The organism is Bacillus cereus group sp. Bc031 (assembly GCF_027716265.1).
In the GTDB taxonomy this organism is placed as follows: domain Bacteria; phylum Bacillota; class Bacilli; order Bacillales; family Bacillaceae_G; genus Bacillus_A; species Bacillus_A paranthracis.
Genome location: NZ_JAQFUL010000110.1, coordinates 1 through 13,444, shown reverse-complemented (window position 1 = coordinate 13,444; position 13,444 = coordinate 1). Strand labels below are relative to the sequence as shown.

Below are 13,444 nucleotides of genomic sequence, written 5' to 3'. Positions count from 1 at the left end.
CTTCTTGGAATGACAGTTCACTGTTGAACTGTAAGTTCGACAATGCCTAAGCTTTTCACTTAGGAACGTGTCGCACCGCCTTTTGAATCATAATTTCATTCTTTTCAACCGCCGTTACTTTATAACCACACTCTTTTGTCATATACGCTGCTGTTTTCCCCGTACCGCAGCCGAGTTCAAGGACATTTGCTCCATATCTAAAAAGCAATTGTGCTAACAGTTGTTTTGTTAACGTAAAACCACCAGGATGAGCACTCCCTATTCCATAATAAGCTAGGAAATCGATGTATGTGTTTCGTTTCATGGGATTCTCCTTTAAATTTTCTATAATACATATATTCATCCTGAAAAAAATAGTGCACAGAAAAAAAGCATTTTCAAGTGCCATACCGCAACTTGAAAATGCTTTTTTTACTATTTCTCTTCTACATACGCCCATTTGAAACTATATTCTGGACTAATATTATGTTTCACAATTCCCTTTACATTCGGTTTCATAACATATGATCTAGCATTTTGATATAAAGGTACAAGCGCTACATCATCTTCAAGTAATATTTTTTCAGCCTTTCCTAACTCTGCCCAACGTTTTTTTGCGTCAGCCATCCATTCCGTCTTACTTTTATTAATAATGTCATCATATTTTGAATTTGAGTAACTCATCTGGTTTTGCGAATTTTTTGTTTCAAACATATCAAGATATGTCATTGGATCCGCATAATCTGGATTCCAGCCACCATATGAAAAATCATAATCTTGGTCTGATTCTAATTTTAGTTTTTGCTTAAATGGTTGCAGTTTAATATTTACTGTCACGCCTTTTAGGTTTTTTTCAACTTGATCTTTTACATACTCCCCAACTTTTTTCGCATTACCAGTATCATAATTTAATAACTCTATCGTCACTTGATCTTTTCCTAGTTCTTTTTTCGCTTCTTCCCAGGCTGCCGCTGCCTTTTTGGAGTCTTGTTTTAAACCATTCTTGAACGTTTCTGCAAAATCTTTACCGTCTGGTCCACTCGCTAAACCTTTTGGTACTAAGTAATCCACTGGTTTTGAACCATCATTTAAAATAACATTCGTTAAAGCTTTCTTATCAATAGATAATGCAATTGCTTCACGTAGTTTTTTGCTCTTTAATGGTGTATCTTGCCCACCACGTTTTTGATTTAAACGTAAGTAAAACGTACTTGTTTCCGAATATGCGCCAAACTCTTCTTTATTATTTCTATACTTATCAACAAATTCACCTGATAGAAGCGCGAAGTCAATTGCACCTGTATCATATAAATTCACTCGAGTAGCCCCTTCTTTTACTACACTATAGTTAATTTCATCTAATTTTACAGTCTTTTTGTCCCAATACTGATCATTTTTCTTTAATTTCCAGCCTTGCTCATGTTTCCAATCAGTAAGCACAAATGGACCATTATAAAGCGTTGTATCAGACTCTAAACCAAATTTATTTCCTTTTTCCTTTACAAACTTTTCATTTAATGGATAGTATGAAGCAAATGCCATTAAATTCAAGAAATATGGTACAGGTCTTTCTAGTTCTACTTCAAGCGTATAATCATCTACCGCTTTTACACCTAATGTCGAAACTTCTGCTTTTCCTTGATTTATCGCTTCTGCATTTTTAAGATAGTATGCAATAAATGCATACTCAGCAGCTGTTTTTGGATCTACTAGACGTTGCCATGCAAATACGAAATCTTTCGCTGTTACAGGATCACCGTTTGACCATTTTGCATCTTTCCGTAATTTAAATGTATATTTTTTACCATCCTCGCTTTTTGTGCTAGATTCCGCTACAGCTGGGATTGGCTTATTATCTTTATCAAGGCGATATAAACCTTCCATTGTATTCCCTAAAATTTGTGAACCAAGTGTATCTGTATTTTTGGAAGTATCCATTGTCGGAATTTCATTCGTTTCTGTACGATTTAACACTTGCTTTGCCGCATATTTAATATCAGATTTCTTCTCTTCCCCACCATTATTAGACGTTGTAGTCGTTTTTTTCTCCCCACCAGAAGATCCAGAACATGCTGTTAAAGCCATACTCATCGCTAAAACTGGCGCTACAACCGACGTAAACTTTTTCATCTTTTTCTTCATTTTTGTACCCTCCCCAATTTATATGTACGAAACTAACTTTGAGAGATTTTTCTATGAACTTAGTTATTAATACCTTTTCACTAATTAACATCCTGTTAATTATCCTCATTTTTGAAGTTTCACTTATTTTATTTTTATAGTAACTAAGTATTTTACTATTACTACTATACGAATTCTCCCCCATCTACTATATGTCAGTACCACTTTTCTTATTCTTCTCTATTTAATTTAATAGAAAAAGAGCGTGTTAAAGGTAATTATCTTTTAACACGCTCCTTTTTATTATTTCCCTTCCGTTACATAAGCCCACTTAAAGCTATACTCTGGACTAATGTTATGTTTCACAATGCCTTTTACATTCGGTTTCATTACATATGCTCTACCTGTTTGATATAAAGGTACCATTCCTGCATCTTCTTCAAGTAATAATTTTTCTGCTTTCCCTAACGTTTCCCAACGCTTCTTCGCATCAGACATTAATTCATTCCCTGCTTTTTTCACCATTTCATCATATTTTGGATTCGAATAACTCATTTGGTTATATGGGCTCTTCGATTCGAACATATCAATAAATGTCATTGGATCCGCATAGTCCGGACTCCAACCAGCAAATGAAATTTCATAATCTTGTGCCGATTCTAATTTTAGTTTTTGTTTGAACGGCTGAATTTTCGTATTAACCGTTACACCTTTTAAGTTTTTCTCAATTTGATCTTTAAAGTAGTCAGCAATTTTTTTCGCTGTTCCATCATCATAGCTTAGTAATTCAATTGTAACTTGATCTTTACCAAGCTCTTTTTTCGCTTCTTCCCAAGCTGCTGCACCTTTTTTCGGGTTATATTTCAGACCATTTTTAAATGTATCTTGGTAATCTTTACCATCAGGTCCTGTCGCAAGCCCTTTTGGAACCAATTGATCTGTTGCTTTTGAACCGTTATTTAAAATAACGTTTGCTAAACCTTTTTTATCAATTGATAATGCGATTGCTTCCCGTAGTTTTTTACTCTTTAACGGTGTGTCTTGTCCATTACGTTTTTGATTTAAACGTAAGAAGAATGTACTTGCTTCTGAGTACTCACCATACTCTTCTTTGTTCGATTTATATTTATCAACAAATTCTCCTGATAATAGTGTGAAATCAATTGATCCTGTATCATATAAGTTTACTTTCGTCGCAACTTCTTTTACTACACTATAGTTAATTTCTTCTAATTTCACAGTCTTCTTATCCCAATACTTATCATTTTTCTTTAGCTGCCATCCTTGTTCATGTTTCCATGAAGCCATAACGAACGGTCCGTTATACAACGTTGTATCTGCTTCTAAACCGAATTTATCTCCTTTTTCTTTTACGAACTTTTCATTTAAAGGATAGTACGATGGGAATGCCATTAAATTCAAGAAATACGGCACCGGTTTTTCTAATTCTACTTCTAGCGTATAATCATCTACCGCTTTTGCCCCTAAATCTGTTAGTGGCTTTTCACCTTTATTAATTGCCTCTGCGTTTTTAATATAGTAAGCAATAAATGCGTATTCTGACGCTGTATTTTTATCCAGTAAGCGCTGCCATGCAAATACAAAATCTTTCGCTGTTACTGGATCACCATTTGACCATTTTGCATCTTTCCGTAATTTAAATGTATATTTTTTGCCATCCTCGCTCTTCGTACTAGATTCCGCTGCAGCTGGGATTGGCTTATTATCTTTATCAAGACGATATAATCCTTCCATTGTATTCCCTAAAATTTGTGACCCTAACGTATCAGTAGATTTAGACGTATCCATCGTCGGAATTTCTTGATTCTCTGTACGATTTAACACTTGTTTCGCTGCGTATTTAATTTCAGATTTTTTCTCTTCCCCACCACCACTAGACGTCGTAGTTGTTTTCTTCTCCCCACCAGATCCAGAACACGCTGTCAACGCCATACTCATCGCTAAAACTGGCGCTACAACTGCCGTGAACTTTTTCATCTTTTTCTTCATTTTTATACCCTCCCCAATTATATGTACGAAACTCATTTTGAGAGATTTTCTAATAACTAGTTATCAGAAAATTCTTATTAATTAATATTCTAATAATTTTTCTGGTTTTGTAAAGTTATTTTTAAAATATTCTAAAAATTATTTTTTTGTAATAGTAAAAGACATTTTTCACAGTTGTTACTATACAAATTATCTATATCTATCGGTTCATTTACATTTAATCTCATAATAAAAGAGCATTCCAAAAGTCAATAGTCTACTTTTGGAATGCTCTATCATTTTATCTTTCTATCGTGGACAACGAGATTCTTACTACAAAATAAGCTAAGAAACTTGTATGCATCCACTTCAAGATAGTATTATTCTTTAAAATTATTTCCCATCTTTTTCAGTCATATATGCCCACTTGAAGCTATACTCTGGGCTAATGTTATGGTGAACGATGCCTTTTGCATTTGGTTTTTGAACGTATGCATCACCAAGTTGATATAAAGGTACAAGTGCTACATCTTGCTCAAGAAGTAATTTCTCAGCTTTTCCTAGCTCTTCCCAACGTTTCTTCGCATCACCCATTAATTCTCCGCCAGCTTTTTTGATCATATCATCATATTTCGGATCAGCGAAGCTCATTTGGTTATGAGAATGATTAGACTGGAACATATCTAAGAATGTCATTGGGTCAGCGTAGTCAGGTCCCCAACCAGCATATGATAAATCATAATCTTGCTCTGTTTCTAATTTCAGTTTTTGTTTGAATGGTTGAAGTTTAATATTAACAGTTACACCTTTTAAGTTTTTCTCAATTTGATCTTTTACATATTCCCCAACTTTTTTCGCATTACCAGTGTCATAGTTTAATAACTCAATTGTAACTTGGTCTTTTCCAAGCTCTTTTTTCGCTTCTTCCCATGCAGCTGCTGCTTTTTTCGCATCTGGTTTAATACCATTTTTAAATGTTTCTTGGAAGTCTTTACCGTCTGGTCCAGTCGCTAATCCTTTTGGTACTAAGAAGTCCGCAGGCTTAGATCCATCATTTAAAATAACATTTGATAAATTCTTTTTATCAATTGATAATGCAATTGCTTCACGTAATTTTTGGCTCTTTAACGGTGTATCTTGCCCGCCACGTTTTTGGTTCATACGTAAGAAGTAAGTACTTACTTGTGAGTATGTGCCAAACTCTTCTTTATTGTTTCTATACTTATCAACGAATTCACCCGATAATAGCGCGAAGTCAATTGCATTTGTATCATATAAGTTTACTCTTGTCGCTACTTCTTTTACTACACTATAGTTAATTTCGTCTAGTTTTACAGTCTTTTTATCCCAATATTGATCGTTTTTCTTTAGTTTCCAGCCTTGCTCATGCTTCCAATCAGTAAGAACGAACGGTCCGTTATATACTGTCGTATCAGACTCTAAACCGAATTTATCCCCTTTTTCTGTTACAAATTTCTCATTTAACGGATAGTACGATGGGAATGCTACTAAGTTTAAGAAGTATGGCACTGCTTGTTCTAATTCAACTTCTAAAGTAAGATCGTCTACTGCCTTTACTCCTAGTTCCGTTACAGGTTTTTCGCCTTTATTAACCGCTTCTGCATTTTTAATTGGGAATGCGATAAATGCATACTCAGCAGCTGTTTTTGGATCTAGTAAACGTTGCCATGCATATACGAAATCTTTCGCTGTTACAGGATCACCATTTGACCATTTTGCATCTTTACGTAATTTGAATGTATATTTTTTACCATCCTCACTCTTCGTGCTTGATTCTGCCGCAGCTGGGATTGGTTTGTTATCTTTATCTAATCGATATAAACCTTCCATCGTGTTCCCTAAAATTTGAGAACCTAATGTATCTGTATTTTTAGAAGTATCCATTGTTGGAATCTCATTTGTTTCAGTACGATTTAGTACTTGTTTCGCTGCTAATTTTTCTTCTGATTTGCTATCTCCGCCTGAGCTAGAATTTGTGCTTGTCTTCTTATCTCCACCTGATGTAGAACATGCTGTTAATGCCATACTCATTGCTAAAACTGGTGCTACAACTGCTGTTAGTTTTTTCATTTTTTTCTTTTTCACTTTCTGTACCCTCCCTAATTCTAAACGCTCTCATTTAATAATTTTCTGATAATTCTGTTTTTCTTTATATATTTATCAGAAGATTCTTATTAACTATTATTCTACTAATTTTTTGAGTTTTGTAAAGTGTTATTATTGAAAATTTTAAAAAAATTATTTTATTACAGTAATATTCATAAAAATTCCATAATCTTTCGAAACACTATACCTCATTGAATTATATGTACTGATTTAATAACCTTTATATCCTTCCACTATAATACACCTGTAAATTATTGTTAATAAATAATGTATATCATAACAAACCTCTTTTCTACAAAAATAAAAAAGTCAGCAAAGCTGACTTTTTATCCGACCATTTTCTCTTTTTTCATTTCCTCTATTACTCTCGTATACTTCTCTTCATCAAATTCATTTTCACTTTTTGCAACAACTACAGTCGCAATACCGTTACCAATTAAATTGACGATAGCACGTGCTTCTGACATGAAACGATCTACACCAAGTAATAGCGCTAACCCTTCTAATGGAATAACATTCATGGCAGATAAAGTAGACGCTAGTACAATAAAGCCTCCACCTGTTACCGCGGCTGCTCCTTTAGATGTAACTAACAAAATAGCTATTATCGTTAATTGTTGACCTAGTGAAAGATCGACGTGAAAGACTTGTGCTAAAAATATAGTAGCCATCGATAAATAAATTGTCGTTCCATCTAAATTAAAAGAGTATCCCGTCGGAATGACTAAACCTACTACCGGCTTCGAACATCCGAAGTCTTCCATCTTTGTCATCATTCGCGGTAATACTGATTCTGATGATGATGTCCCGAGAACAATGAGTAATTCTTCTTTAATGTGAGCTAAATATTTCCACAAACTAAATTTGTACAGTTTACAAATAAAATTTAAAACAATAAAAACAAATAATGCCATTGTCGCATATACACAAATCATTAATTTACCAAGTGGAATAAGTGTACTTAAACCATATTTGCCAATTGTAAACGCCATCCCGCCGAATGCTCCAATCGGTGCTAATTTCATTACAATTGATAAAATGTTAAAAAATACTTTCGATAACCTTTCAAAAAAATCGATTACCGGTTGTCCATTTTTCCCTAACATCGTTAACCCAGCACCGAATAAAATGGAGAAGAACAGCACTTGTAAAATATCACCTTTTGCAAATGCTTCAAACATGTTAGACGGTACAATATGTAAAAAGAAATCCACCCACTTCATTTCTTGCCCGCTTTGTACATATTGCGAAACATCTCCGCCCTTTAGCTTTGAGGGATCTAATCCATCTCCGGGACGTACAACATTCGCTATGATGATACCAATAATTAAAGCCGCAGTTGTAACAATTTCAAAATATAATAATGCCTTACCACCAACACGACCTACCTTTTTCATACTTCCCATACTTGCAATACCAAGCACAATTGTTAAAAAGATAATCGGTGCAATGACCATTTTAATCATATTGATGAACGTTTCACCAATTGGCTTCATCTCTTGTCCAACACTCGGCCAAATAGCTCCTACTGCAATACCACAAATAATGGCCACAATAACTTGAAATGTTAAATTCTTTACGATTCTCATTTTTGATACTCCCCTGCTTCTTTCATTTCTCCCATACTTTTTCAATAATTGCTAATGATATATTCTATGTAATAGCCCCCCTGTTATGTAACTTAAACTACAATTTTATGTTACACTATTATCTTAAATTTGAAAATAGTATATAACATTAATGAATAAAGTACATACTATTAAACGTAATAAAAAAGCAGACATTACATCTGCTTTAATTTTCCTCAATCTGTTTTTCACTTAATCCTAAATGTGTTCTAAGCGTATTACTCAAACTCTGCAAATCTTTTTTATTAGGATTATAATAATATACACGTTGCCCATTTGGACCATTAGGTAAGTATAAATCATCACCTGCTAATTGAATTTTTTCAATCGAACAATTTAAACCGTATTTATAAAAAGATAAAATATCATCCATTGCTAAATTTGTTTTAAAATCACCATCAACCGCCTCGACTATTTTTTCTAGCTTCGTAATTGATCCTACACTTTTTAATTTACTTAAAATCGCCTCAATAACAAGTTGTTGGCGCTGTCCTCTCATTGCATCACTATCAATATGGCGAGTTCTTGCTAAGGCAAGTGCTTCTTCCCCTGTTAATTTTTGTAGTCCTTTTTTCAAATGGATCGCTTCAGGTTCATCTTTACTATTTTGCTCCGTAAATTCAACTGGGACATCTACTTCAATCCCATCTAATCCATCAACAATTTTAGTAAATGAATTAAAATTAAACTTTACAAAATAATCAACAGGCACTTGTAATAACTTTTCTACCGCTTCCACTGAAGCTTGCGGCCCTCCATCTTTACCATTTTTAACGAAACCACTTCCATATGCATGCGTTATTTTATCTTTTTTCTTTTCAACCGGAACATATGTGTATGTATCACGTGGTATACTCGTTAATTTCACAGTCTTATCATCTTTATTAAAAGTAGCTAACAGTAGTGCATCTGTATGAAATGCACCATTATACTCCTTTTGTCGTTCTTGATTTTCATCAATTCCCATAATTAAAAGTGAAACATTATTCGTAATCGGTTTTACAGTTTCCTCACGTAAATTTGATTTTTCACCACGTGCTAAATTAACATTTGATTTTTGTACGAGATTAGAAGTTTTCATATATACGTAAGTACCATATCCAAATCCGCAAAATAGTAATATTGCTAACAATACACTTATTATCGTTGTCTTTTTATATTTTCGTTTATTTTTCTGTTCTCTTGAAGAAGAGGTATTCTCCATATCGTTTCCTCCGTTTTCTATTCATCTAATATATTTTTCAATTTTTCATACTTAGCGCTATCCTTTTGAAATGCATTCTCTTTCAACCCTTTGTTTATTTGTATCCATTCAGTCGTAATCGAATATTGAATCATACCTTCGTGGAAACTAAGGAACTTTAGCATAATCCCCGTATTTTTCTCTACAACCATTTCAAATTTCCCTCTTAAATCTTCAGATGTACTTACAGGCATTTCTATATTTATTGTCCCTTCTATTTTGTAGCAATCCAGTCCAAGATACTTCGTTTCTTTATAATTCCAATCTTTATATCGAATTAATAGATCAGCAAATTCGGATTGAATACTATACTTCGCGAATCCTATATATTCATCATCATACCTTTTTTTCTCACCTGATTTTCTCAATAACCTTTCCGTAGGATTTAATTTTAATAGTTCATAGTTTCTTTCTTTCGGGCTCCATTTTGTTTCTTTGTACGTATACTTCTCGTCATCAAACTCTTTTTTCTTGCCCTCGTTATATATAATGGTTCGTTTTTTCACTAGTTTATCTTCTTTCGAAGAGATACCTCTTTGTTGCTCCGTATCAATCGCATATTTGTATGTTGTAGCAATTCTTGAAGAACTAGAATATTCCTCAAATTGTCCTGAAATATTATTAAAATGATCAATGGAATCTAGCATCTTTTCATGAATCTTTTCTTTATCTGGATAATTTGCATTCGCTTTTATTTCCTCTTCGTTTTCGTAATCAGAAAATGCCTTTTTCTTTACATATTCAAACACTCCGCCGTTTTGAGCAAAAATTTGATCAGAAAACTCCGACATAGACACAATTGAAAGTGCTAGAACCGCAGCACTTATAGCCATCATATAAACTCTGTAACCTTTCTTTTTTACCGGGAGATTATGTAGTGTACGATTAATCTTTTCATTTAACTCTGGTGGCACTATAACACTCTCTTCTTTTATTCTCTTTTTTAATTTCTCATCAAATAATTTGTCATCAGCCATCCTTTGCACCCCCTATTCCATCTTTAATCGTTTCTGTAGTTGTTCCCTCGCACGTGCCAATCTCGATTTCACTGTTCCTTTTGGTACTTCTAAAAGCTTCGCTATACTCTCTTGATTCATATCTTCATAATAATAAAGCACCGTAACAGCTCTTAACTCTTCATGTAACGATTGAATCGCATTACACAAATCTATATCTTCATACTGATCGCACGCACTCATATTGTAATCATTCTCTTCTGTCACAATTATCTTTTTATACGTTCTAATAATGTTATTACATTCATTCATTAAAATTCGAATCAACCAAGTTTGAAAAAACTCTTCTTTCTTTAATTTTTTTATATTTTCATAGGCTTTTAAAATTGTTGTTTGTATCGCATCCTCTATATTTGTCTCATCACGTAACATAGCCTTTGCAATACGATACATCTTTACTTTTTCTGTATGTATAAGCCTCATAAATGCTTCATGATCACCTTTTTTTGCTAAAGAAACATCGGTTTCTTCTTTTACAATCATTTTATATAAAGGGATTACTTTCACAATTGCTCCTCCTGTTTCATCCTCACTTCAAATTTAACTTTACATGTATTAGACGGATGAGCCTAGAAAAAGGTTCATTTTTTTGAATATTTTCATAAAAAAAGGTAAACATTTTTCATGTTTACCTTTTTTTATACGCAACTCTGAGGAGATATCCATTTGGATCGACAACTTTAAAGCAATTATTTTTTATAAAACAATAATGACTTTTCTACATCATTTACATATAGCTGCAACTCATTCGTTTCCTCCTCATCAAAAAAAGTCCACTCATATAGTGGACTTTCTACTCTACAACGGTAAATCCCTCTTCTTAAGCAATACAATCGCTACTATAAAAATACAAAGCGCTCCCGCAGCTAAACCTATACTTACTGGCCATATATTATACGTTCCTTCCGCAATTTCTTTTGGACGAAACAGTGTAAATAACGATAGACTTTTCATCCACTCTAACTTATCACTTAATTTACCTACCATATTTAGTACAAAAAATAAAATAGTTAAACTTGCTGAGTAGCTAAGTGCTTTTCTTTCATCATTACATATACAAGAAAAGAAAAATGAATAAGCACTAACGACTAAAAATATGAGCCCTCCGACTATATTTATCTTCAGGAATAATTCTTTATTTAAATTATTATCTTGTAAAAACCATTCCGCACCTACTATGCCCGCTACATACGTAACAACTACAATAATTAGTAGTCCTAATATGAGAACAGAGGCTTGCGTGATTGCAATTTTCACTCTAGATACAGGTGTCGCTAATAAATATGCCATCGCCCCTTTATCTACATGCCGGGCAATTAAATGTGTTGTAACTGTAACGCAAAAAATTGTTAATATGATAATAAACAATAGACTATAGTACTCACCAGCTAAAAAATCCATTACGTTTTGAATCGGACTTTCCATGCCAACAATTTTTTTCACACTATCAGGCATAGCGCTTATTAATTCATTTAAACCTTTCGCTGATACCATTGAAGGGAATATCCAAATTAACAACCATAAATATAGAGCTGCACCAGTTGCGTAACTCAAAATACTTTTTTGCGTCTCTTTCAAACTAGCTAAAAACAATTGCTTATTCATGCTTTACCCCTTCTTTCTTATCGTAATAATGCATAAATAAATGTTCTAAATCCATCGCTCTCGTTTGAAGCGCTGTTACATTATAGTTTGAAAGTGTTTGTAAAACAATTTGATAGTTTCCTTGTACAATAATCGATGCCTCTCTACCTTTTACCGCTTCAAATTGTAAATTACATTGCGTAAGAGATTTAATCTCTTCCTCTGATGATACGGTTACATCTATCACTTGTCGTCTCATACTTTGTAAATCATGAATATTTTCAACCGTTACAAGGCGACCATCTTTAATAATCGCTACTCGATCACACGTACGTTCAATTTCAGTAAAAATATGCGACGACATAAGAATTGTTTTTCCTTTTTGCTTTTCCTCTACTATTAAATCTATAAACACTTGCTGCATAAGTGGGTCGAGTCCTGATGTTGGTTCATCTAAAATTAACACTTTCGGATCATGCATAAAAGCCGCAACAATCCCTACTTTTTGCTTCATTCCCTTAGACATTTTTCGAATCGGTGTTTTTACATCAAATTGCAGACGTTCTATTAGTTCATCTCGTCTTTTCGTATCCTTTAAACCACGCATTCCTTGCATTAACTTTAAAAATTCTAATCCATTCATTCCTTCAATAAAAGAAATTTCTCCTGGTAAATAACCGACTTCTCTTTGAATTTTCGCAGCATCATCCCAACAATCTAATCCGAAAATGGAAGACTTTCCTTCTGTCGGTTTTATAAATCCCATTAAATTACGAATTGTTGTGGATTTCCCTGCACCATTCGGCCCTAAGTAACCGAACACTTCTCCTTCTTTTACATCAAAGGTTATATGAAACAAACCTTTTCCATTTGAAAACTGTTTTGTGACATTTTGAACTGAAATCATAATTCCACCTCATTTTTTGAAATATTTGATGTATGATATTTCAAAATTATTGTACTCCTCATCTTTCATATTCGCAACAACTTTTTGAAATATTTATATGTCCATATTTCAAAAATATTGTTTTCCATTATTTTTTCTTGTATATTTTAATTGAGGTGATTGCATTGAACGGCTTTGAAAAAGTGAAAGAAAAGAAAAAACGTGCTATTAAAGAGGCAGCCTTCTTATTATTTTCAGAACGCGGATTTAATGAAGTGAAAATAGAACATATTGCAAAAGAAGCAAACGTTTCTCAAGTTACCATTTATAATCATTTCGGAAGTAAAGATGCGTTATTTAGAGAACTTATACAAGAATTTATCATATCTGAATTTCAATATTATAAAGAACTTGCAGCGGAAAAATTACCTTTTCATGATATGATGCAAAAAATGATTGTAAGAAAAATGAATACTGGTGGGTTATTTCAGCCGGATATGTTACTACAAATGATGCAAAGAGATGAAGAGCTCCGAGATTTTATTTATAGTTATCAAAACGAAAAAATCTTGCCTTGGTATTTAGAAATATTAGAACAAGCACAGCAAAAAAATGAAATTAATCCCCACCTTACTAAAGAAATGATGTTACTTTACATTCAAATGTTTACTAAATTAGGTGATGATTTCGGAGCACAGCTTCTTGAAGAAGATCGTGAAAAACATATACAAGATATAGTCACTATGTTCTTCTATGGTCTTTCTGTTCCACAAAAATAAAAAGACACGAAATTCTTAAAGATATATAAATATTAACAGTAAAGATAGTAAGGATTGATTATCCCTACTATCTTTTTTTATCTAAACGGATA

10 protein-coding genes and 1 pseudogene are annotated in these 13,444 nt (G+C 33.2%); 1 reads left to right on the top strand and 10 read right to left on the bottom strand.

Annotated elements, in window-relative coordinates:
• Positions 1–76: 76 nt before the first annotated feature.
• The 10 genes and pseudogenes from PDQ33_RS26025 to PDQ33_RS25980 form a co-directional block, all read right to left on the bottom strand.
• A pseudogene (locus PDQ33_RS26025) lies at positions 77–304 on the bottom strand (class I SAM-dependent methyltransferase); the annotation flags it as partial.
• 110 nt (positions 305–414) lie between these two features.
• Positions 415–2,121 carry a peptide ABC transporter substrate-binding protein gene (locus PDQ33_RS26020; RefSeq protein ID WP_219913165.1) on the bottom strand — a complete coding sequence of 569 codons (1,707 nt, stop codon included), beginning with the start codon at positions 2,119–2,121 and terminating at the stop codon, positions 415–417.
• Positions 2,122–2,403: 282 nt separating this feature from the next.
• A complete protein-coding gene (locus PDQ33_RS26015; protein WP_000728459.1) occupies positions 2,404–4,110 on the bottom strand; it encodes a peptide ABC transporter substrate-binding protein in 1,707 nt (568 codons plus the stop codon).
• 372 nt (positions 4,111–4,482) lie between these two features.
• Entirely contained in the window at positions 4,483–6,195 is a 1,713-nt protein-coding gene (locus PDQ33_RS26010; RefSeq protein ID WP_270756848.1) for a peptide ABC transporter substrate-binding protein, read from the bottom strand.
• A gap of 347 nt (positions 6,196–6,542) precedes the next feature.
• Positions 6,543–7,805: a dicarboxylate/amino acid:cation symporter gene (locus PDQ33_RS26005; protein WP_001223614.1), complete on the bottom strand. Its 1,263-nt coding sequence runs from the start codon at positions 7,803–7,805 to the stop codon at positions 6,543–6,545.
• Positions 7,806–8,010: 205 nt separating this feature from the next.
• Positions 8,011–9,048: an LCP family protein gene (locus PDQ33_RS26000; protein ID WP_219913219.1), complete on the bottom strand. Its 1,038-nt coding sequence runs from the start codon at positions 9,046–9,048 to the stop codon at positions 8,011–8,013.
• Between the two features lie 17 nt (positions 9,049–9,065).
• A complete protein-coding gene (locus PDQ33_RS25995; RefSeq protein WP_219913218.1) occupies positions 9,066–10,064 on the bottom strand; it encodes an anti-sigma factor in 999 nt (332 codons plus the stop codon).
• Positions 10,065–10,076: 12 nt separating this feature from the next.
• Positions 10,077–10,610, bottom strand: coding sequence for a sigma-70 family RNA polymerase sigma factor (locus tag PDQ33_RS25990; RefSeq protein WP_000864742.1), 534 nt, complete (start codon positions 10,608–10,610; stop codon positions 10,077–10,079).
• Positions 10,611–10,901: 291 nt separating this feature from the next.
• Entirely contained in the window at positions 10,902–11,708 is an 807-nt protein-coding gene (locus PDQ33_RS25985; protein ID WP_270756850.1) for an ABC transporter permease subunit, read from the bottom strand.
• Positions 11,701–12,594, bottom strand: a complete 894-nt coding sequence (locus PDQ33_RS25980; protein WP_219913216.1) for an ABC transporter ATP-binding protein — start codon at positions 12,592–12,594, stop codon at positions 11,701–11,703. The genes PDQ33_RS25985 and PDQ33_RS25980 overlap by 8 nt, the downstream gene beginning before the upstream one ends.
• Positions 12,595–12,749: 155 nt before the next feature.
• On the opposite strand from PDQ33_RS25980, the gene PDQ33_RS25975 reads away from it, so the two are divergent.
• Positions 12,750–13,352, top strand: coding sequence for a TetR/AcrR family transcriptional regulator (locus PDQ33_RS25975; RefSeq protein WP_219913220.1), 603 nt, complete (start codon positions 12,750–12,752; stop codon positions 13,350–13,352).
• The last annotated feature ends 92 nt before the right edge of the window (positions 13,353–13,444 follow it).

Excerpts from the sequence above, each read along its gene's own strand:
- PDQ33_RS26015 (WP_000728459.1), bottom strand. The coding sequence starts at position 4,110 with ATGAAGAAAAAGATGAAAAAGTTCACGGCAGTTGTAGCGCCAGTTTTA.
- PDQ33_RS25985 (WP_270756850.1), bottom strand. The coding sequence starts at position 11,708 with ATGAATAAGCAATTGTTTTTAGCTAGTTTGAAAGAGACGCAAAAAAGT.
- PDQ33_RS26000 (WP_219913219.1), bottom strand. The coding sequence starts at position 9,048 with ATGGAGAATACCTCTTCTTCAAGAGAACAGAAAAATAAACGAAAATAT.
- PDQ33_RS26005 (WP_001223614.1), bottom strand. The coding sequence starts at position 7,805 with ATGAGAATCGTAAAGAATTTAACATTTCAAGTTATTGTGGCCATTATT.
- PDQ33_RS26020 (WP_219913165.1), bottom strand. The coding sequence starts at position 2,121 with ATGAAGAAAAAGATGAAAAAGTTTACGTCGGTTGTAGCGCCAGTTTTA.
- PDQ33_RS25980 (WP_219913216.1), bottom strand. The coding sequence starts at position 12,594 with ATGATTTCAGTTCAAAATGTCACAAAACAGTTTTCAAATGGAAAAGGT.
- PDQ33_RS25995 (WP_219913218.1), bottom strand. The coding sequence starts at position 10,064 with ATGGCTGATGACAAATTATTTGATGAGAAATTAAAAAAGAGAATAAAA.